The organism is Bradyrhizobium icense, from assembly GCF_001693385.1.
Classification (GTDB): Bacteria; Pseudomonadota; Alphaproteobacteria; order Rhizobiales; family Xanthobacteraceae; genus Bradyrhizobium; species Bradyrhizobium icense.
On record NZ_CP016428.1, the window covers coordinates 5,107,073 to 5,128,352 of the forward strand.

Annotated in this window: 16 protein-coding genes and 1 pseudogene; 12 read left to right on the forward strand and 5 right to left on the reverse strand. The window is 59.1% G+C overall.

Features of this window, described 5'->3' with window-relative positions:
• Position 1 precedes the first annotated feature (1 nt).
• Positions 2-145 carry a hypothetical protein gene (locus tag LMTR13_RS40990; RefSeq protein ID WP_156795744.1) on the reverse strand — a complete coding sequence of 48 codons (144 nt, stop codon included), beginning with the start codon at positions 143-145 and terminating at the stop codon, positions 2-4.
• 906 nt (positions 146-1,051) lie between these two features.
• Between LMTR13_RS40990 and LMTR13_RS24190 the strand changes: the two genes are divergently transcribed.
• Positions 1,052-1,750, forward strand: coding sequence for a secretin N-terminal domain-containing protein (locus tag LMTR13_RS24190; protein ID WP_156795745.1), 699 nt, complete (start codon positions 1,052-1,054; stop codon positions 1,748-1,750).
• A gap of 297 nt (positions 1,751-2,047) precedes the next feature.
• The gene (locus LMTR13_RS41835) at positions 2,048-2,812 is read left to right on the forward strand and encodes a hypothetical protein (RefSeq protein ID WP_065732949.1); all 765 of its coding nucleotides are present in this window, start codon (positions 2,048-2,050) and stop codon (positions 2,810-2,812) included.
• A 975-nt stretch (positions 2,813-3,787) separates the two neighbouring features.
• Here LMTR13_RS41835 and LMTR13_RS24200 read toward each other — a convergent pair.
• Positions 3,788-5,212, reverse strand: a complete 1,425-nt coding sequence (locus LMTR13_RS24200; RefSeq protein ID WP_065729999.1) for a M16 family metallopeptidase — start codon at positions 5,210-5,212, stop codon at positions 3,788-3,790.
• Positions 5,209-6,525: a M16 family metallopeptidase gene (locus LMTR13_RS24205; RefSeq protein WP_236843076.1), complete on the reverse strand. Its 1,317-nt coding sequence runs from the start codon at positions 6,523-6,525 to the stop codon at positions 5,209-5,211. The genes LMTR13_RS24200 and LMTR13_RS24205 overlap by 4 nt, the downstream gene beginning before the upstream one ends.
• A gap of 1,274 nt (positions 6,526-7,799) precedes the next feature.
• On the opposite strand from LMTR13_RS24205, the gene LMTR13_RS24215 reads away from it, so the two are divergent.
• A complete protein-coding gene (locus LMTR13_RS24215; RefSeq protein ID WP_065730001.1) occupies positions 7,800-8,009 on the forward strand; it encodes a hypothetical protein in 210 nt (69 codons plus the stop codon).
• Positions 8,010-8,762: 753 nt separating this feature from the next.
• On the opposite strand, the gene LMTR13_RS24220 is transcribed toward LMTR13_RS24215, so the two are convergent.
• Complete coding sequence (locus tag LMTR13_RS24220; protein ID WP_065732951.1) at positions 8,763-10,190, reverse strand: DUF1521 domain-containing protein; 1,428 nt, start codon at positions 10,188-10,190, stop codon at positions 8,763-8,765.
• A gap of 1,011 nt (positions 10,191-11,201) precedes the next feature.
• Here LMTR13_RS24220 and LMTR13_RS24225 point away from each other — a divergent pair.
• The 8 genes from LMTR13_RS24225 (at position 11,202) to LMTR13_RS24260 (ending at position 17,499) form a co-directional block, all read left to right on the forward strand.
• Positions 11,202-11,489, forward strand: a complete 288-nt coding sequence (locus LMTR13_RS24225; protein ID WP_065730002.1) for a hypothetical protein — start codon at positions 11,202-11,204, stop codon at positions 11,487-11,489.
• Positions 11,490-11,542: 53 nt separating this feature from the next.
• The gene (locus LMTR13_RS24230) at positions 11,543-11,749 is read left to right on the forward strand and encodes a hypothetical protein (RefSeq protein WP_065730003.1); all 207 of its coding nucleotides are present in this window, start codon (positions 11,543-11,545) and stop codon (positions 11,747-11,749) included.
• Positions 11,750-11,871: 122 nt separating this feature from the next.
• Positions 11,872-12,759, forward strand: a complete 888-nt coding sequence (locus tag LMTR13_RS24235) for a SctD/MshK family protein (protein WP_065730004.1) — start codon at positions 11,872-11,874, stop codon at positions 12,757-12,759.
• 29 nt (positions 12,760-12,788) lie between these two features.
• Positions 12,789-13,316 carry a hypothetical protein gene (locus LMTR13_RS24240; protein ID WP_065730005.1) on the forward strand — a complete coding sequence of 176 codons (528 nt, stop codon included), beginning with the start codon at positions 12,789-12,791 and terminating at the stop codon, positions 13,314-13,316.
• A gap of 1 nt (position 13,317) precedes the next feature.
• Complete coding sequence (locus tag LMTR13_RS24245) at positions 13,318-13,746, forward strand: histidine kinase (protein WP_065730006.1); 429 nt, start codon at positions 13,318-13,320, stop codon at positions 13,744-13,746.
• A gap of 11 nt (positions 13,747-13,757) precedes the next feature.
• A complete protein-coding gene (gene sctV, locus LMTR13_RS24250) occupies positions 13,758-15,872 on the forward strand; it encodes a type III secretion system export apparatus subunit SctV (protein ID WP_065730007.1) in 2,115 nt (704 codons plus the stop codon).
• Between the two features lie 33 nt (positions 15,873-15,905).
• Entirely contained in the window at positions 15,906-16,496 is a 591-nt protein-coding gene (locus tag LMTR13_RS24255; protein WP_065732952.1) for a tetratricopeptide repeat protein, read from the forward strand.
• A 145-nt stretch (positions 16,497-16,641) separates the two neighbouring features.
• Positions 16,642-17,499, forward strand: coding sequence for an Effector protein NopP (locus tag LMTR13_RS24260; RefSeq protein ID WP_156795747.1), 858 nt, complete (start codon positions 16,642-16,644; stop codon positions 17,497-17,499).
• A gap of 345 nt (positions 17,500-17,844) precedes the next feature.
• Here LMTR13_RS24260 and LMTR13_RS43760 read toward each other — a convergent pair whose 3' ends face one another.
• On the reverse strand, positions 17,845-18,210 hold the full coding sequence (locus tag LMTR13_RS43760; RefSeq protein ID WP_083219173.1) for a transposase: 366 nt from the start codon (positions 18,208-18,210) through the stop codon (positions 17,845-17,847).
• 723 nt (positions 18,211-18,933) lie between these two features.
• On the opposite strand from LMTR13_RS43760, the pseudogene LMTR13_RS24270 reads away from it, so the two are divergent.
• A pseudogene (locus LMTR13_RS24270) lies at positions 18,934-21,206 on the forward strand (hypothetical protein).
• Positions 21,207-21,280: the final 74 nt, after the last annotated feature.

Sequence of the window (21,280 nt, forward strand, 5' to 3'; positions counted from 1 at the left end):
TCTAATCGTCCTTGAGAATGTCGATTGTGCGCAAATCCGCCAGCTCAGCTCGGACGTGTGCACGGCTCAAGGCGAGGGAGGTTTCAACAGCAAATCTCGTTTGCCAATCGAAAACAGCAACAACAAGAAATTGGCGCAGCTGCAAGCCGCGATCCTCCGATTACATCGAGCCCATCCGACTACACGGAGAACCGCGCGCTGCCCACGTTCATTCCATTTGCGCTCGCTAGGCGGCCTCGCCCTCGAGAATCCGGTTCTCATTTTAGGATGGTTAGCTTTCTAGAAGCTGACGAGTTCTCAGGATGATTCAATTGTGTGATTCTGCTTCGTCTGTACTGAAGAGCCGTGACAGCGAAAGGCGTAACGGTTTACCCGCGACGAGCCAATCCTACTCGACGATGGGCCAATGCGCGATTATCTCGCCTGGCTCGATCAAGCTCCGTCACCAATGGGCGCACCAAGTAAGTGTTACGTCCTTGGACGCACCATCGGCGCATCTTTAGCGCGCCGATGCTGATGGCGGCTTTAGGCAAAACTGGCTGGTATCACTCGGTCCGAACCATCCCAGGCGAGCACACTGCCGACAGATGGACCTGTATTACTCCGATATATTGCAGAGAGAGTGTGTCTGGAGGACGCGCTCGCCCACCGGGCTCGCCTGTGTTATTGCATGGTGAACTTCCGATACCGACAGAATCTATGCCGATCTATCTACGACTGAGGAGGCAGCGTCTTGAATCGACGCCACGCCACCTGAACAAAAGTCTACTGAAACTGGCTCTGCTCGCCGATAGCTGCCGTCTGACATAGCCCGGACAGACCTTCGGCAGGATTCAGAGAGATCGGCGTAGCGCCTAACATGATCGATGGTGTCGATGGTTTGGCGCCGATGAGACACGCCGTTGTTAAGAATTGATGATCCATACCGTAAAGAAGCCAGCTGACCGCAAGCTGACGAACGCGCGAGCCATAAGGCGATTTTAAAGATCACGTTTGGCTTCCAATTTGGGCGAAGTCTTAATATTTGTTCTCAAGCCGAAGGGACTTGGGAATGCTAAGCCGACGCACGATCCTGAACATTTTGAACCGAGTTGCGGGCGCAGGAGTTTTCCTTTGCACCGGGGTACTCACGGCATTTGGGGCTCCGCTCTCGCTGCCTTCGGCACCTTATAGCTACACGGTTCTGGATCAGGACCTGTCTGCCGCACTGCTGGAATTCGGTAACAACCTCAATATCAGAGTAAACGTAAGCGCCGAGGTGAAGGGTCGGATTCGCGGGCGCATGCCAGATCTGCCACCACGCGAGTTCCTCGATCGTTTGACCAATCTCTACAATCTTCAATGGTACTACGATGGGCTCGTGCTGTATGTATCTGCTGCAAATGAGGCGCAAAGTCGTCTGCTTGTGTTGAAGCCGATCAGCTTCGATGCATTCAAAGCGGCCCTCGATGCACTCAACATCTCCGACGAGCGCTACCTTGTGAGACCGGCACCAGGAGATGGCCTCGTCCTGGTTTCTGGTCCACCACGTTTCATCGCGCTCTTGGACCAGACGCTCAACGGCCTTGTAGCGGAGGCGCAGGCGCGGCCGCACGCTGCCGTCGAAAAGCAGCCGCGGGAAGCGGTCCTGAAGTTATTTCGTGGCTCCTCAACCACGGTCGTTCGCGATGGACGACCGGAAGCTCCCTATTCTTCCGACGCGCCGCGTCAGGACAGCATCGTGCGCGAGCCTGCGCCAAGCCAGAGATGAATTAGAATGCCGCGGCAGCTTTCGGCGGAGGTCAATGCCGTCTCCATTGGCTCTTTGCGAATCCTTTTGACGCTCGTCAGCTTCTCGAAAGCTCACTCTCTTAGCATGAGAGCGGATGTCTAGAGGGCGATGCCGCCTAATCCATCGTAATGGAGATGCACATCGGGCATCCGATGCTCTGCCGGCAGCTCGGAGGCTGCACTCCACACGAGCCTTCGAAACGGTTCTCTGGAGGTCGCAATGCAAATGGCCTTCGTCGAACTAGGGCTCGAGCCAAACTTTCAAAGGAGGAACAGGATGGATTTCAACTCAATCAGCCCAACGAACACAAGCCCGCAGCCCGATTCACCATCACCGCCCGCGGGCCCAGCGGGCTTTGAGCACCAGCTGCGCGAGTTCGAAGATAGTGCTCCGCCACCTGCTGCGGGGTCTCCCGTGCAGCAGGGCGAAGCCTACTCGCCATATCTGGACGCCGGGCATCCCTATTCGCAATATTTGGAGTCGGGGCATCCCTATTCATCACTGTTGGATTGGGACGATGATCTATATGCGCCGGCTGCGCGCTCTCCCGGGCCATTGGTGGCCGCCAGGGAAAGCTCTCCGCAGCCCGGCTCGCAGCAGCCGATTGCTCAAGCCATCGCGGAACTCCCAGAGTTTGATCCTGATCTGATTTGGCAGAATGTGGAAGCCGGGCCATCGCAGGCTGGACCATCGCAAGCTGGACCGTCTCAGGCCGGGCCTTCGCAAGCCGGGCCTTCGCAAGCCGGGCCGTCCTCGTCCGCCGGGGCTCCGCTGTTGGAACTCACAGATTTCATTCCCGAAAACGAGCGTCTCATAGCCGACCACTGGGTCTTCTTTCCCCATACGGCTTCGGATGCCCAGATCAACATACTAAGGAGGGCCGGCCTCTTGCCTAGCAATACCTCCCGGACCACAACTTTCACCATGCTGGGTATGCCCCACACAGCCGAATTTCGACAAGAGGGGTTTGTTCGTATCAAACCGTCGCTGGACGCAGGCCTTTGGCCTGGACAATCGCACGGCGACGCGCCCACCGGGTAGGCATTCCATAGCCCAGCCCGCGGCGCGGACATACTCGCGCCAGCAGACTTTCGCGACGTCGCCGACGGCAGGAGCACCTTGCGACGTCCTTTCTGGCCGGCGTCGACTATCTTGGCTATCTTGGCCTCCCGCCAAGATGAGTGTACTCAATTAGCTATGCGTCCTTTCAGAGAATTGGTCAGGCATTGGCGGCTCAACGGAATACCAAGAGTCCACACGACCTAGCCGCAGGATCCGTGCCCACGTCACTGTATCGTCTCGGCCGTGCGAAGCTTAGAGCGACGAGCGAGCATCTTCAGCCTAACCTGTATGGGGCCTGCAGGAACGTGCCCCATCGTTCCATGCTGTGCTCTTCCCTCGAACATCAGATGGCGGCTTGAATTTGACAGACCATGCCGGTGTGAGAACTTGCTCGATGCGCCGAGTGTGGCACCGACACGACCATAGTCGAAATGAGTGACCCCGTGTGGCGCACGGCAAGAATTCGTTGCTATTGACGACATCGCCGCGACCCAACCGTGCCTTGAAAAAGGCCAGCGTGTGGCCGTGCGGGCCAACGCAGGGCCCGATGAAGAAGACGTCGGGACCTGCTTTGAGTTTTGCGCTCACTCAACGCCGGAGACGGCAAGACAGGTGTTTGTACCGTCCGAGGCAGCGCCCCCGGTATCCAATTCGAGCCAAAAAAAACGCAGTGCTCTCTCTGCCAGTTTTGGCCGATCTGACCTCCAGCCAGGAACACAGGGGTATCGACGACTCACCGTAAATCGACCGACATAAGGATCACTAAACGATCACCGGCCGTCGCCGGCTCCGACGTGCCCGCCGACATATCCTCCGATCCGGCTCCACAGTGCCGGAGGGACCTTTACTGCCGGCCCGAGATCCGTCGCATTGACGGCACCGGTTGCCGCGACCGCAGCTGTCGCGGCCCCCAAAAAAGAAGTTCAGATCGCATGTCACCTCACGAACACAAAGTTAATTGGGTGTTGCCGGCGTTGCGGCGGATGGCGCGGCGCCTGACTGTACTGCCGCTGGCGGCGGCGTCGTGGCCGATGGCGCGGTGGTCGACTGGGCTGCGGCCAGTGGGGAGCGGCCGACGATGACGGTGAGCAGACCCTGGCCCCACAGCCGCTGCGCCGCCTTCCTGGCATCCTCCAGCGTCACCGCATCGACGAGCGCGCTGTGCTTCTCGATATGGTCGATCGGTAGCTTGTCGAGCTGACACTGTAGCAGCGCCCGCGCAAGGTTTGACGAGGTATCGAGCGCCAGCATCTGCGAGCCCTTCAGGTACGACTTGGCATCATCGAGTTCCTGCTGGGTCGGGCCTTCCTCAGCCATGCGGCGGGCCTGCTTCTCGACCTCCTCGACCGTCTCGCCGGCGCGATCGGCGCGGGTGGCGGTATCGCCGATGAACACAGCGGAATGATTCATCCAGAGCAGCGTCTCACGGACGTAATAGGCGAGCCCGCGCTTCTCGCGGACTTCGCGGAACAGCCGCGACGACAGCCCGCGGCCGCCGAGGATGTGGTCGACGACACAGGCCGCCATGAAATCCGGCTCGCTGCGGCGGACGCCGGGACCGCCGAAGGTCACGACCGTCTGCGGCACGTCGAGCGGAGTGAAGACGCGCTGCGGCGGCTTTGCCGCGACCACATCGGGGACCAGCGTCAACTCCGCCTTGGCCGGCAGGCTGCCAAACGTCTTGTCGAGCAATCTGCCGAGCGTCTCTGGATCGACGTCACCGACCACCGCGATCTTGAGCGTGTCCTTGGCGATCACGCGGCGGACATAGTCCTTCAGATCGGCGACGTCGATCTTCGGCACGCTCTCGACCGTGCCTCCGGCCTGGCGGGCATAAGGGTGATCGTTAAAGGCGACTTCGAGGAACTTGCGATTGGCGAGCGTTGAAGGATTCGTGGAGTCACGCCGAAGGTTCGCGAGCACCGCGGCACGGATCCGTTCAACATCGGACGCCTCGAAACGCGGCGCGGTCAGCGCCATTCGCAGCAGGTCGAAGGCCTCGTCCCTGCTGTCCTTGAGCATGCGCAAAGAACCGCGGAACTGATCGCGAGTCGAGGTAAAGCTCAGCTCAATGGCGCGGCGGTCGAGCCGCTCGTGAAAGGTCTTGAAGTCGAGATCGCCAGACCCTTCATCGAGCAGGCTGGCAACCATGTGGCCGACGCCGGGCTTGTCGGTGGGGTCCTGGGTCGCTCCGCCGCCGAAGGCATATTCCATCGCGATCAGCGGGACGGTAGCGTCCTGCACGAACCAGGCTTCGATACCGCCGGGCGAGACCAGGCGCTGAATCCTGGTCGCGGCAAGCGATGGTGCAGAGCCGAGCGTCGCGATCGCGAGCGAGGCCCCACCGAGGACGGCACGCCCTGTGAAGGAATAGGTCACGAGCGCTTCTCCTCACGTTTGGGCGCAGAATCCTTGATCAGATAGCCGGTCACCGACCGCTTCTTGTCGAGCCATTTCTGCGCGGCCTCACGCACCTGCTCGGCGGTGACGGCCCGGATGCGGTCCGGCCAGCTTCGGATATCGTCGATGCTGAGCCCCGTTGTAAGCGCGGCGCCATACCAGCCCGCAAGCGTCGCTTGGTTATCCTGGGCGTAGATCGCTTGCGCAACCAGCCGGTTCTTGATTCGCTCGAGATCCTCGGCGCGCGCGGGATTTTGCGCGAGGTCGGCGATCACCTTGTCGATGGCGTCCTCGATCTGGACGAACTCGACACCCGGTTTCGGCGTGACAGAGATCATGAATTTCGAGGGATCGAGCGAGGTGCGCTGGTAGCTCGCGCCCGTGCTGCTCGCGAGCTGCTTGTCGATCACCAGCGAACGATAGAGATGGGAGTTGGCGCCGCCGCCCATCAATTGCGCGAGCACGTCAAGCGCAGGACTCTCGCCGGCAGCCGCGGTGTGAGCCGACGGCACGAGATAATAGCGGTGCAGGGTCGGCTGCTCGACCCGCGGATCGGACAACGTCACCGTGCGCGGGGCCGCCGCCGTCGGCTCCTGCGGCCGCAAGCGTTTTGCGAGGATCGAAGGCTGCGCGGGAATGTCGCCAAAATTCTTCTCCACCATCGGGCGGATCTCATTGGCGTCAACGTCGCCGGCGATGATCAGGATCGCGTTGTTCGGCGCGTAGAAGCGCTTGTAGAAGGCGAGTGCGTCCTCGCGGTCGAGCTTTTCGATCTCCTGCCGCCAGCCGATAATGGGGCGGCCGTAGGGGTGATTGAGGTAAAGCGCCGCCATCATCTGCTCGGTGAGCCGCGCATCGGGATCGTTGGCGACGCGCATGTTGAATTCTTCGAGCACAACATCGCGTTCGGACAGCACGTTCTCATCTTGGAGAACGAGACCGGTCATGCGGTCGGCTTCAAATTCCATCATCTTACCGAGCTGCTCGCGCGGCACGCGTTGGTAATAGCTGGTGTAGTCCATCCCGGTGAAGGCGTTCTGGTTGCCGCCGACGCGCAGCACGGTCTGGGAGAATTCGCCGGGCGGATGCTTCGCTGTGCCCTTGAACATCAAGTGTTCGAAGAAATGCGCAAGCCCCGATTTGCCCGGCGTCTCGTCCGCCGAGCCGACCTTATACCAAATCATCTGTGTCGCAACGGGTGTGCGATGATCCGGAATCACCACCACCTGCAGCCCGTTCTGAAGGGTGAAGCTTGCTGGTCGTTCCGAGGTGACTGTGATCTGGGCAAGCACGCTGCTGTTTTCAGAAACGTCCCGGAGGCTAGGATTTCTGCTATTATCCTTTTTGTATTCGACTTTGTGTTCGACCGCCAGCGCGGTGGGCGTCGTCAAGGCCATTGCAACAGTGGCCGTGCCTAGCACCTTGGTTGTCACGGAACTCCAATTCTTCATGGCATCGCCTCTGGATCGAGATTCACATTCTGCAACGGACGATCCCGACAAAGCAGGGAGCCGCACGCCGTTTGCAAACAAGGGAGCAAAAGCCGGGCCAATCGCCTGATGCTTCCGCGCACGGACCGCTGCGCGGGCAGCTGGACGCAAAACGAAGCGCCGCACGTTCTTTCTCTCCGAAAGCCAAAGCCGCACTTGTTCAGTATCAGCCAACATGTTGCGAACACGACATTGCACACGAAAACGCACGACAACTCGCCGCCTCGGCTTGCCTAACTCCTGCGACGCCACATGCTGGAGCCTTGATCTCGCGCCAGAGGCACTGCTCCGCCGTTTCGTGGCCGCGCCGGCGCCCGCCAGGATAAATACAAAGCTTGTCGCGGCGCCGCCGCACCAGGAGTAACCGGCCGCGCTTCGACGCCAAGAGCTTGGACGATCTGGCCATTTCTTCGATCCGCGGACCCGAAATCTCCCAACGGATTCGCGACAAGAAGATCATGTGGAAGGTTTCAGGCCCGGCGAATTGATCCACCGCTTGTCCTGGTCCGCACCGCACCTTGAGTTCAATCAGCTCGCCCTCCAGCACCGGCCGATCTACCGTTTCAAGCGCAACTTCAGCGACCTGCGAGATCAGGTGCTCGCATTGTATCGAGGATTTCACGTCTCTCCTCGGCATCACAAACTATTGGCTGTCCTCGGCAATGATGACGAGTGCGCAGTTCATTCTTTGCTCGACCGTGCTCCACCGGTTCACGCAGCGTGTCGGCCTCCATCGTCTTCTTCCCCCAACTTACGTAGGTGCTTGAGCGCCTCAGCCAAATCGGACGCCCCTCCTGGCTGCCACTGCCGAGAGCTGCCGTCCTGAAGGAGCTCTTCTAATGAAACAGGCTTTTCGGATTGCCGCAGTGCTAGCGTCCACCGAGACCCTCTTGCCCACCTCAAAACTCTCCTTCGACCACCACTAGCTTTTCTTTTGCAGACCTCGACGCCGCCTGACGGAAGCATCGATGCGGTCTCTAATGGCTCATCATGAAACGAACTGAGCCTCGTCAGCTTCTCGAAAGCTAACGCTGCTAGCATGAGAGAGTGGGTTATCTACAGACGGTGTTACGAACATGAATGCAGGTGCACCCGATATCGGAGCAACGGGAAGCAATAACGGCGCGACTCTTGACGGAACCGAGGGGGTCGAAGAGGCCAACTCGCAGGCCGCGCAACAACGCAAAGCTTTCGAAACGGCTCTTGGCATGATGGCAATGCGAATTGTCAGCGATGCGCAGGCCGATCTAGACGCTGCCATGGACGACACGGAAGAGGATGTTTGAATCGGACCAGTAGAGTCGGGAACAACGCGCGGCAAACGGCACATCCAAACAACGGTGAGACGAGAGGAAGGAGAGGAGCTTCCCCAGCTGGAGGATCCGCACCACAATGGTGTTGGTCGTTCTAATCGGTTGCGGTAAGCTTGGCGTGACAGTCCTTAGGGTTCTTGTCGCTCCGGGCCACTCCGGTCATCCATATCTCGGTAGCCCAAGACGTCTGGTTCACATATCGAACGGACGCGCCTCGCTTCAGGCAATCGCGCATTTACGAACTTGCAGGTCATAAGGTGTCTTATAGGGATGATAGACCGAACAGGGTCATCCTGTCCTCGCGCGCTGCGTAGCGGCTTGGGGGGACGCGCCTAACCACTCGGCGCGTCGCGCTTGGCCGCACACACGATAGATCGCGCATTCCTGCCGCGTGGTGTTCGCCGCCAGAGCGCACCTGGCCGCCGAGGCGTGCCGCTCTTGTCAATCAATCGACCTTACAATGGAACTACTGGCATAAGCCTGCGCACAGTCGACTTGAGGTTGAACCAGTTCTTGCTGGTCGAGACGCCCCACTCGTCCAGTCGTGCCTTCGTTGCAGACTGTTACCCGGCAGAGATAATGACAGCCAGATCATCGATAGGGGAGAGCGCGGAAAAGCATGGGTACCCCAAGCGAGGCGATTCCCTGCGCGCTCGCAGCTGAAAAGCATGGGAAAGCGGGCGACAGCGCCCGCTCCCGTTATTCTGAACTGTGCTCAGATCGGGCTCACCCGGCGGCCTGCTCATTTGCGTCAATGCTCGCCTGATTGACCTGCCATCCGGATCTATCGACCCACCCCTGACCTTGCTCATATATCGTCTGTGCACCATCCGACGTCAGCTGATCGAGGGTTTGGCCAGCATTGGACTGCGTCACCTTCAGATTGTTGGCACCGTCCTTCTTGTCACCGAGTCCCTCGACAACCATGGCGTTGTCGCCATTCGTGATGGTGAGCTTGGACGAAATGGTCTTGCCCTTGCCGTAATCGACCGTATCCACGGTGATCTTCGTGCCATCATCGAGTTGCAGGGTCATGCCTTTCTTGAAATCGAAATCGACCTTGCCGTCTCCATCAGAATCGAAATGAGGATCGCCATGAATCTTCGAGACATGGCCGGTCTCGTTGTTGCGAACGGTCCATGTGCCGTCCTTCTCGTCCGCCGTAATTGTATACTTATCGCCAAGGTGGATGGTGGCCTTGCCGTCATGGACCTCATGCGACCACACCGGATTAGCTTTAGGTGGCGGGCTCTGGTTCACCGCAACTGGGATCATCGACACAGGCGGGGGCGGAGGAACGAAAACTGGAGTGTAGTAGTACAATGGAGTAGCGAGCGGCGCAGGAGTGTACTGGGACTGAGAGCCGTTGCCCGGGGCGCGCCCCTCTTCACCAGCATCAATACTCGCCTGGTCCACCTCGCGCCCGGCGCCGTCGACCCAACCCTGACCTTGTTCATGGATCGTTTGTGAACCATCGGATGTCAGCGCATCGAGAGTGAGGCCAGCGTTCGACTGCGTCACCTTCAGATTGTTGGCGCCATCCTTGTCGTCACCGAGCCCCTCGACAATCATGGCGTTGCTGCCATTCGTGATGGTGAGCTTCGATGAAATGCTCTTGCCGTTGCCGTAGTCGGCGGTATCCACGGTGATCTTGGTGCCATCGTCAAGTTGCAAGGACATGCCTTTCTTGAAATCGAAATCGTCCTTGCCGTCCCCATTAGCATCGACATGAGGATCGCCGTGGATCTTCGAGACATGGCCGGTCTCGTTGTTGCGGACAGTCCAGGTGCCGTCCTTCTCGTCCGCCGTAATTGTATACTTATTGCCAAGGTGGATGGTGGCCTTGCCGTCATGGACCTCATGCGTCCACACCGGATCGATTGAGGATGACGAGCTCTGGTTCTGGGCGACCGACGCGAACTGGGGAGGCGGCGGCGGGGCGAGAAGGGTTGGGGCAACGTAGGCCGGACTGAGTACGGCGGGAGCGACGACGGCCGGACTATTTACCGGCAGGTACTGGTAGGCCCCCACCGGGACGCCGGCAGCGCCGGCGTACTGCCCCAATGCGACGTTGAACATTGGAACGGCGGGCGCGCCTTCAGGCACGAGCCCTACCGCCGGATTGAGACCGCCCACCACGGGAAGATACGGCATTTTCATTCACTCCTATTGCATTGAAGAAGCGACAGACTGCGAGGACCACCCGCACAATCAACTTGGCACGTTGCGCCGAGGCCCTTCAAAACCAATCCCACGTCACGACCAGCAGCAGGCGCTCTCGCGCCTCTTGTTGCAGGTGGAAACAGCCTTGATCGGCGGACCACTTCTCCTACCCCTCGCCCAACGGCAATTCGGGACTCTCACCTCGAGCGTATCCAAGTCGCAGGAAGTGTATCCGGAGTACCTGTCGAAAAGCTGACGATAGGATAAACCGCCCACCAGAACATCAGCTTTCTGATCACCTGAATGTTGAGAGCATGTGATCGCGACGAACCGCTCTTCGTGATGGGCGTCGGAACAACGACATCTTGGGACGCGCGGCCGGCGAGCGTCCACGCTCTCTGAAGAACGTCGGCCGAGCCTCTCGCGTGAATGCTCGAGGCGGTCTTTAAGTGCCTTGGCCGGCCATATTCTGAACAGACACCTCTTCAAAGTCGCTTCGCTCAAATCGTTGCGAGGCCGGGCCCTTGCACCCGAACGCCACAGTCGCTTTGTCTATCCGCTTGATTGCTCGACGGCAAATGGGCGTTACATCGTCCGCCTGCTTACCGACAAACATCGACATACGCCGCGGCCGGCGAAATCTTGAGGACGTTGTGGACGGCGTTACGACGCACTAGGCGATCCAGCTTGCAGTCAACTGCCCGGAGGCATGCTCCTTGGGACCGACACCTGGCACAGCTCCACTCTAGCGGAGCGCTCCAGCCTACCCGCAGCACTCGACGTCTGAGGTGCAAAACCTGCAGTGCCAACATTGGCCAAAAAAAGAACGGAGAGTACCGACACGTTCTCCGCGAGAGAACAATCGGGGCCACCTCGCCTCATTCCGCTGCCTTTGTGAGCCTCGTCAGCTTCTCGAAAGGTAATCCTCCTAGGATGAGAGTGCTGATCTCTAGGCGACGATTCGTCTACTGAGCTTAGTGGAAATGAACACAGGAGAATGCGATGATTGGAGAAATGATCGGAAGCGCGGCTGGCGGATGGCTCGGTGGACCGTCGGGAGCGGCGATTGGTTCCGCTGTCGGTGGGACACTCGACCAAGCCTTCGAGAAGGTTATTCACAAATTGGAACCTGAGAAGGCTGATGCCGACAAGGCCGCCAAGGACAATGGCCCTGCCGCAGGAAGCAACCCGAAGTGCAACCACGGCAACGGCGAATTGACTCTCTTGAATGATGCGCCAGGCGCGCATGTAATGATTTCATTTCCTGCCGTCGTCACGCCAGCTAGTTAGGCGTGAGGCAGGTCATCAGTAGAAGTAACTTCCAAACAGAAAGGTGACTCGATATGGTTTCTCCCGTTGGCGGTTCCCAAGCGCCGTCTGAAGTCGCGGCGAATCAGCAAACCGGTGCTACCGGGGCTGGCGACTTCGCAGCGCAGCTCGCCGAGCTCGAGCGTGTCAGCAAACAAGCTCAGGCCAACAGCATCGTGATGCGCAGAATTACGACCGAGCTCTCGTCCGAAAAGAAGGTTGCCGACGAGCGCGTTAGTTAGCGCTCCAAGACGGGGGCTCACGGTCGCTCTTTTCGCGTGCTGGATGCCCTCTACAGCCTGACGAATTCGGAACCAGCCGTACGGCAACGCCGTACGGCTTCTCGTTGCTCAGGAGACTCTCTGTGAATGAACCGGCCCCCGTTCATTTCGAAGTGCTATCAGGGCTCTATTCCGGGGTGACCGGTGAAGCGCCCGTCGGAACGAGCCTTATAGGAAGTGGCCTCGATGCCGATATCGTCTTCGTCGAACAGGGGCTCGAGCCCAATCACTTCCGTCTCACGCCCCTGCACGATTCGATGGAGATCGAGGCCCTAGCAGCCGGAGTCAGCATAGAAGGAAACGGAGATATTGGCGTAGGCAAGCGGGTTGTTATTTCTCTTCCTGCCGTCGTTCATGCGGGCACGATGTCCATTCGCTGCACACAGGATTCGGCGCAAGGATCAATCGGCCTGTCGCGCGTCTCGATAATAGCAGCCGCCTTGGTCTTGCTGAGCTCCGTCGGGATCGCCACTCTTGCAATCAGCTTCCTCTTTGACGGCAGTGCCGGTGCACTGAGCCCCGATGCGCCCCCTGTTGCCGCACTTCCACCCAAGCTGACGCTCAATGGTCCTGATGATCGCCCCCTCCATGCGGCCGCCGCACAGCTGCAAGAGGAGGTTAACAAAGCCGGGCTTCTCAACATCAAAATCGGTCCTGGGCCAGGCGTGGTCAGCGCCGAGGGCACAGTGACACCTGCGATAGTCAGTAAATGGCAGGAGGTTCAGCAATGGTTCGATCAGCATACAAACGGGTCGCTGACACTCGTAAATGGAGTGACCGTGAAGGAGGATAAGCCGCCCTCCTCAATTGCTGTCCAGGCGGTGTGGCGCGGAGCCCACCCCTATCTTCTTATTGGTGGTCAAAAGTACTTCGTGGGCGCGCTGTTGAACGATGGATGGACGGTTGATCGAATCGAAGCGGGACGCGTACTGCTCAGCAGGAATGGACGGCTTGCTGCTCTCCCCTATTAGAGCTCCACCGCCGAGGAAAGGAGATCGTCATGACCAAGTTGCCCCAGCATCCTGTCGGACTTGGCACCTCTTCGCAAAGGCTCAACACCCACGACCATGAGCCAGCGAACAAGCCGGCCCTGCCTCAAGTCCATAATTTAGAGATCCATCGCACCGATGGCGGTGGCGAGAAGAGGTACGGGTCGGTTTGGCCGGATACCGAGGCGCCGGATCTGCCAATCGAGGCCGCGCTTGATGTAAACGATATCGATGCCGTCTCGCGTGTCAGTCTCAACGACAGGCGCGTGTGGATAGCTGAGATCGATCCCCGTGCAGCACTCGCTTCACTTTATGGCCGCGGCCTCGCAACTGGCCTGCTCTCCTTCGTGACACCACGCCTGCGTGACCCGGACGTGCTGCGAGCAGAGAAGCATAGTGTTCTTCTCGAGCGCTTGGCCGATAGGCTATGGGCCGGAACGGAGGATTCGGCGGCGCGTGAAGGGACCGGCGCCCTGCGGCAGGAGCTCCGGCGGCTCATCCTGCTCCGGCAGAACCAGAACAGCTTGATTGGGGGCTAGCATGATCGACTCGGGCGGAGCGCAGTTCGCCAGTCCACCGCCGCCGGCCGATGCTTCCAAAACCGGCGACGTCTTCCCAATTTCAGGGCAGGAGCGCGATTTGGTCTGCGCAATATCCTTCGTCCACCTTGTGTGTGGACAGAGCGCACAAGCTCTCGCTCTGTTGCGGCTCATTGCCCATGACGATTCGCAAGACGTCGATCTGCTTCGCATTCTTACCTATGCTCTCATCTCGGAGGGCTTTGGCAATGAAGCACTTGCGGTGCTGGATAAACTAGACACGCTTGATGACGACCCCTCTTCGCGTCTGCCTTTGACGCTTCTGCGCAGTCACGCACTACGACGGGCCGGCCGTATGGACGAGGCGCGAGCAGTCTTTCAAGACTATGTGTCCTTGCGTGGCAGGACAGCCCCAACGCAACAACAATAAGAAGGCTCTCCATGGCAAACCTTCTTCATAAGCTTATCGTGCGCGCGCCATTCCACCCGGATTTCATGGTCGCGTTCATGCTGCTTCTGGCAATCGGAATGATGATCATGCCGATGCCGATCGTCGTGGTCGACATGCTGATCGGCTTCAATCTGGGCTTTGCCGTATTGCTGCTGATGGTTGCTCTGTATCTCAGTACGCCATTGGATTTCTCGTCTTTGCCCGGCGTCATCCTGATCTCTACCGTCTTTCGTCTGGCGCTGACCATCGCGACCACGCGGCTGATTCTCGCTGAAGGAGACGCCGGCAGCATCATTCACACCTTCGGTGAGTTCGTGATATCAGGGAACATCGCGGTCGGCATTGTTATATTTTTGATCGTGACCATGGTGCAGTTCATGGTTCTCGCGAAGGGAGCCGAGCGCGTTGCTGAAGTCTCAGCACGATTCACGCTCGACGCTCTGCCAGGCAAGCAGATGGCTATCGACGCGGAGCTACGCAACGGTCATATCGATCAGCACGAGGCACGCAGCCGGCGAGCCTCACTGGAGCGAGAAAGCCAACTTCACGGTGCAATGGATGGCGCCATGAAGTTCGTGAAAGGGGATGCCATTGCCGGACTCATAGTCATCTGCATCAACATGCTGGGAGGAATCAGCATCGGACTGCTCTCCAAGGGCATGTCCGTCGATGAGGCGTTGCATCAATATACGCTGCTCACCATCGGCGATGCGTTGATTTCTCAGATTCCGGCGCTCCTGCTGTCGGTTACGGCCGCAACCATCGTCACACGTGTAAATGGGCCTTCCAAGCTCAAGCTTGGTGCCGATATCATCAACCAACTCACGGCCAGTACCCAGGCATTGCGGCTAGCAGCCGGCGTCTTACTTCTGATGGGTCTGATACCTGGTTTCCCCTTGCCCCCGTTTCTCATGCTGGCCGCACTTTTCGCCGGGGCGAGCTATGTCAAAGGCGGTGAAGGTGCGAACACGGGCTCCAAGACGGGCGCCAACGTTAGTGCTCCGACCTCAACTCCAGCGCAGGCTCAAAGGCAAACCATACCTGCGGAGGCGCTTCCGGTCGCGGTTTTCTTTGCACCTAACCTGGTAAACGCGATTGACAGAGAGGAAGTTGAGCAGCACATCGCTCGCATTTCGGCACTGGTCTCAGCAGATCTTGGCATCACGATTCCCCGCATTCCAGTCCAGGTCGATCAACGTTTGGCCCAATCCGAGTTCAGGCTAGATGTGGAAGGGGTACCGGTTGAACGGGATCGAGTCGACCCGACGCAGCTCGCGCTCACCGACGACCGAGCGAACATTGAATTGAGCGGCATCCCCTATCGGCAAGATCCAGACACCGACCGGATCTGGATCGAACAGAGCCATGCACCGGCTCTCAAAGCGGCCGGGATCGGGCATTACCGTCCGAGCGAAATCATCGCCCTGCGTGTCAGTTCCGTACTGACGCGATATGCGCGGCGCTTGGTAGGCATTCAAGAGACGCGACAATTGCTTGCCCGGATGGAGCAGGAATATCCCGACCTGGTGAAGGAAGTGCTACGCACGACTCCAGTTCCCCGGATCGCCGATGTCCTGCGTCGCCTGCTCGACGAGGGCATCCCGATTCGTAACACCCGGCTGGTCTTGGAAGCGTTCGCCGAATGGAGCGAACGCGAGCAAAACGCCGTCCTGCTCACCGAATATGTCCGTTCCGGCCTGAAGCGGCAAATCTGCTTTCGCCATGCCACTGCTCACCGCGTTCTGCCCGCCTTTATCGTCGAACGTGAAACTGAGGATGTGGTTCGCAGTGCGGTCCGAGAGACCACCGTCGGGCCGTACCTCGCGCTGGAGGACCGGCATAGCGAGATGTTGCTGTCGCAACTGCGCCAGATTCATTCAGGCATGCCACCAGGTCAGAGCCAGCCCGTCATCCTGAGTTCGCTGGATATCCGGCGCTTCGTCCGCGGCTTTCTCACCCGCAACGGGATCGATCTTCCTGTTCTGTCCTATCAGGATCTCGCCTCCGATTTCACGGTCCAGCCGGTGGGGTCGCTCAAGCTTACAGGTCCCAAGGAACAAGCTCCGACAGTAGAACAACGCAACCGGCTTGCCACAAACGGCTAACAGAGCACAGCAGTCGCTCGTGAGATGGATGGCATGAATTCACCACCAACAACATTCGCTGCTCGATTGTATGCGTTCCATCCGCCCTCGGGCTTAACTCTCCTCGCTTTATTCGCCACTTTTATGCTTGGTGGTTGCGCCAGCTTGGATCATCAAGCTATCTCCGTTCAAGAGACGCCGCGGCCAGAGTTGCTGGGCGCCAAGGACATCGATTCTGCTATGCGCGAGCGCATTGCACTCGCCCTCCTCCGGGTTTCGGACGAGGAGAGTTTGCGTGAGGCTCTGAAGCGAAAGCCAGACAACGTCGATGCGGCAATCTCGCTTACGCAGGCCCTTTTGGCACAGAAACGCGCGGGCGAAGCACTTGAGGTAGCCGACAAGATCTTGCTTGCAGTTCCTGGTGATTTGCGTGCCATGAACGCAAAAGGAGTGGTCCTCGACGCCGAGGGGCGTCATGATGAGGCACAAGCGCTGTATCGCGAGGCCCTCGCAGCGGCCCCAGGCAATCAGATGTTGCGCAACAATCTCGGCCTATCGCTCGCACTTGCTGGGAATGCCGATACCGGACATGCGAGCCTACAACCGCTTTCGCACGAGCCGCGTGCGCTGGCGCGTTCGCCATAACGTAGCTTTCGCGTAAAAGGCGGGATCCTAAGCGATCACCGCCTGTGCGTCAGCTCGTTGTCAGCTTGGTTGACTATCAACTTCGCCGCCAGAGCGAGCCTGACCTCAGTGCGAAACCACTCCACCGATAGGAAACCCAATCACCATGTATGGCCGAATCAACAGCTACCCCGGTGCTTCTGACGCTGATGAAATCAGATATTCCGGCACCAACCAGGCCCAATCTGACGCAGACAGCCAACGCTTTGCGGACATGTTTGCTGGGATGCACATGGCGGCGCCGAGCGCTAGTTCGTCTTCGGCACCCTCGTATTCCCTCGCTCGCCGACCTCCTGTGGAGAAGATCACAAAGTCTTCATTCGAGGACCACGTGAGGGACTTTTATGGCGATGAAATCGAGGATATCGCCGCGAAGCCACAGATATACTCGCGTCCCGTATCCTCGAAGGCCGAACGCACAGCACAAGTTGCTTATGACCACGGCACGAAATCTGGCTCGGAAAACGCACGCTATTTCAGCTATCAGTTAGGCAACAAGAGTGTTGGACTCCTGCGAACGGAAGGCGGAGCTAGCATGAGTGATGTGTTCAAAGACGAAAAGGCACGCGCGCGCTGGCGGGAACAGTTTCCCGGACGGACCCAACTCACATCCACTGTAGATTTTCGGGTTACTCATCCCCTCGTCGAGAACGCAGGCGATATTCTGTTGGAACATCAGCTTCGGCTCGACGGCGAACGGCCTTTGCTCCTCTCTCATGCTGTCAACGACGAAGCAAAGGCCCGCGCACGGGCGTTGGGTTTTGTTGAGGTGAGTGACTCGATGATGGTGCTTGACCCTACCAAGCATCCTAACAAGTGGACGAAGAATGATGATGGTGAATGGCAGCGGAAAAACAAGCCTCCATTGTATCTCAAGGCGGCCGACGCTGACGGCAGTGATACCAGGGGGGCCCAGCGTGCTTCAAATACCACGCCGGATTGGGACGACGATGACTTTATGTAGACGGTCTGAAGAAGATAGATCACGCGAAACGAGACCGGATTGCCAGAGGGTCACAATATCCGTTTTATGGTAATGTCCGTTTCCATGCAGCACTTCAGGTTGCTCAAGAAGACTCATCGCCTAGACGGCCCCTCACCCGCGCTAAGCGTTGGTTTTGCTGGTCGGACAAAAGAGCGTGCCGGCTATTCTCATCGACAGCCGGCAAATCGAGCTGCTATGGTCCAGCTTGCGAAATCCCCTCGGGGCAGCTCACCATTGGTTCGGTGAGTGCCCGCTCGCCGATGCGCCCACGGGGTCAGAAAGAATGTGTGAGCAGGTTCTGTGAGTTTACCTTACCGAGCAGACTCACATGACGACCGAAACGACGATTACACCCTGAACTATTGGACAACTGCTTGCTAGGTGGCAGTGGACCTTGACGATCGTGGCGTCGACCGTGGCGTATTCCACGTCCGGCTCGTCCGAGACCGAGTCGAACAGGCGTTTCCACACGTACGCCTTCACCCAGTCGCGGAAACGCGTGTACACGGCACTCCAGTGGCCGAAAGCGCGCGGCAGATCGCGCCAGGGACGGCCCGGGCCGCGCGATCCATAACACCGCCTCGACCAATGTCCGGTTGTCCTTGCCGCTGCGTCCGGGATCGCTCGGTTTGCCGAGACACAGCGGTTCCATGTTCGTTCATTGGCGTCAGTCAAAACGAATTGTTCCATCCGAAGCTTGACTCACAACCGAGCCCAAGAGAATCCTGAATCCCAACAGGCCTTAGCGCCTGATTTGGGATTTTTCATCGACACGGCGCCGAGACGTACGCTCGCAAGATGCCTCGCGCCTTCGATAGCGACAGGCCGATGGCGTTCGCCATGTCACACGAACTCCAATGAGTGGCGTTCTCGGGGGCTTTCTCTAGCGTGCGCACGACCACCGCTTCGATGCGAGCATCGTCAATCGTGCGCGGCGCCCGGGAACGCGGGTAGTCGTGCAGCCCGACCACGCGCCGCTTACAGAAGAATGCCATTTGCCTACCGTCTGCGTGTCCAGGTCCAACTTGGCCGCCACTTGCTCGTTCTAACCGCTCTCCGCGCAGGTCAGCACGATCCGGGCTCTCAGAGCCAACGCTAGTGCCTTCTTTCGCCGCATTGTCAGCGACTTCAGTTCGGCACACTCGTCTCGCTTTTTATCAGGGGCGCAAGTCGCTGGACCGCGATCAGATCCTCCGTCGCTGTTGCCGGCGCCATCTTTGGCACAGCGACGCGAAGCTACGATTGCGAACTTGTGACTTGGGAGACTAGCAACACGGCATCTTCCATGGAAATGGAGCCACGGTGATTCGGATTTTCTTGTGCATCCGGGAGAATGCCCTTCGTCAGCTAATTGTCAGCCAGGCCGTCTATCTAGATAGGCTGCGCATTCACACCTGTATCGGAGGTTGGAATATGACGGGCATTGGCCGACCTGGCAAATCGCACGTTGGGGCTGATGGAGCCGACAGCACGTGGGGAGTGAGCAGTTCGCGCTCGGAGTCCAGTCTTGCCCCTGGGGAAGGCAGCCAGCGGTTCGATTCCGTCGTGGAGCGGATGCGCTCTGGGCCTCAAGATAGAACCGCGCCGGTCACCAGCCAGCCGCGCACTTCGGGTATGGCAGCCCCCATTTCCTCGACAGGCGACGAGATCAAGGCAACAAAGCGACAAATGGAGCGCCTGCTTGAGGAACTTAACGCTTGCCGTAATGCGGCCATGCAAGCGCAGAACCCGTCGGAGGAGCAAGAGGCGCTCGACCAGCTCGTCAAGGCAAGCTCAAAAGTTCTGAACTACCGCGCGAGCTTGCCCCCGCATGTAGCGCGTAGCATTCTGTCCGACAATCAGGCTCGCCGATTGCGCGATGAGGCGCTCCATGCGGCGGACCGATGCAACATGCTGGCCACCGCGACTATCTACGCCTTGGAGGAGAGCAGGAAGCGTGCGGCCAACGTGCTCGATTCGATCAAATCCAACGCTTCCCCCGACCAGCTGCGCCGAGCGGTTTCCAGTGTGGCGAGCTGCTACGAGGACTGCATGGAGTGGTGGGGAAAGAAGGCATTGCGCTCGGAACGGATGCAGTCCGTCTGCGCCGCCACCGCCAACTTACCAAGTACAACGGCCGAGATGCGGCAGGCCGAAGAGGACGCACTACGGCTGCACACCGGCTGGGCACTGTATACGAAGTGCATGCTTCTGCAATCGCGGGTCGCTCTCGCGCAAGTCATGATTGAGCCGCTGGCAAGCACGTTCGAACCAGCCGTGAGGGACATCCTCATGGGTGAGAACGGGGGGGGTGCGTCTGCTGGGAACCTTCATCGAAGATTTTTTTCCGGCATTCCTCTCCACGTACGACGCTGTTCTAAAGTGCAAAGGACGCGCGCTCGACCCAAAGCACTGCGCCGTTCTGGAAGGCGTCATGGAGCGGTTTTCGGAATTTGCGCTGGCGTTGCACGACGTCGTTAAAAAGATAAGCGCTCTCGAAACAGATTCCGACCTCCCGTTGGAAGTGTTGGGCCAGATCGTTGAAGGCGCGTGGGTCACTGCGCATCAGGTCATGCAACTATTGTCACTGCAGCCGAAGAACCCAGCCATTATTACACTGCCGGCCGACGCTGGGGCTGCGACACCGGCCAACACTATCGGCAGGGCGGTATTGGCCGAAGGCACAACCACGCGCAGAAAGGGCAAAGGCAAGCGCACGCCGGCCGAGGGCGCCGGAAGTTCGGCGGCCGGGAGGATGCAGCCGCAGGTCGCTACGGCCGACAAGGCCACAGCGCCATCACCCAAAGTTCTCGTGCTCTCGGATCTAGGCACGAAGAAGCTCGTGAACGCGGAGGAGGCGCAAAGGGCGTCATCGTCGGCGACCGAACACTTGGCCATGTGGCAGGCTCCACCGTCGAAGCAGGCACTGACGGGACTACTCAAGCGATTGGACGAGCTTTTAGAATTCGATCTGCCCAGTCAGCAAAGGGCGGTCTCGCAAGCGCGCCAGATGAAACCCGAGGACGCCGACCACGTCATCGACACTGTCGTCGAGCGTCTGCAGAAGCAGGCCGCCGAGATTGACGCCTGTGTAGCCGCGCTGGAGGAGCCTCGTCGACGCGGCCTACTCACGCCTGTGCAAGTGCGCGAAGTGCACGACAAAATAGTCCGGCTCAAGATGATGTTGTCCCAGGCGCAGGGGGTGGCCAAGGCTGCGAGCGAGGGAAAGGCCACGACTATCATTGATTGCATGAAGACCTACGCCTTTCCGTCGCAGAAGTACCTTGAACACTTGCGGGCGGCCGAGGAGTTGGCGCCTGCGGATCTACCGCGCCCGTTAAAGGACGAGCCAGGGACGCTGTTTGAGTTCAAGCTGCAACCCAAGGCGCTGAGCAATGGTGCAACGCCGAGTCCGATGTGGGTGCACATCCATACGAAGCGGCCGGTACTTGCGCGGCAATTGGCGACGCTGGATGACGCCGAGTTCGCCGCTTGCCACGTCCAAGTCCAATGAACAGCGCGGCTACAATCGGCAGTGGCAGAACGCCCGGGCTGAGAGGGGTCAAGAGAACGTCGTGGTCCACCGCGGCAAGCTTACGCCTGCGTTCTGTAAGTCCTTGTTGAGCACCGCGCTTAGCGGCCACCCACCCTATCCGCTTGCCGAGGCGGAGCACCTGTCGACGCAGGCCGCTCGACACGGGATGTAGTTAGAGGCGTCTCGCGCTAGAGTGCCGATCGACGTCCGAAATTCGCAGCCAGCGGCCGTGATCAGGTCCTGGGC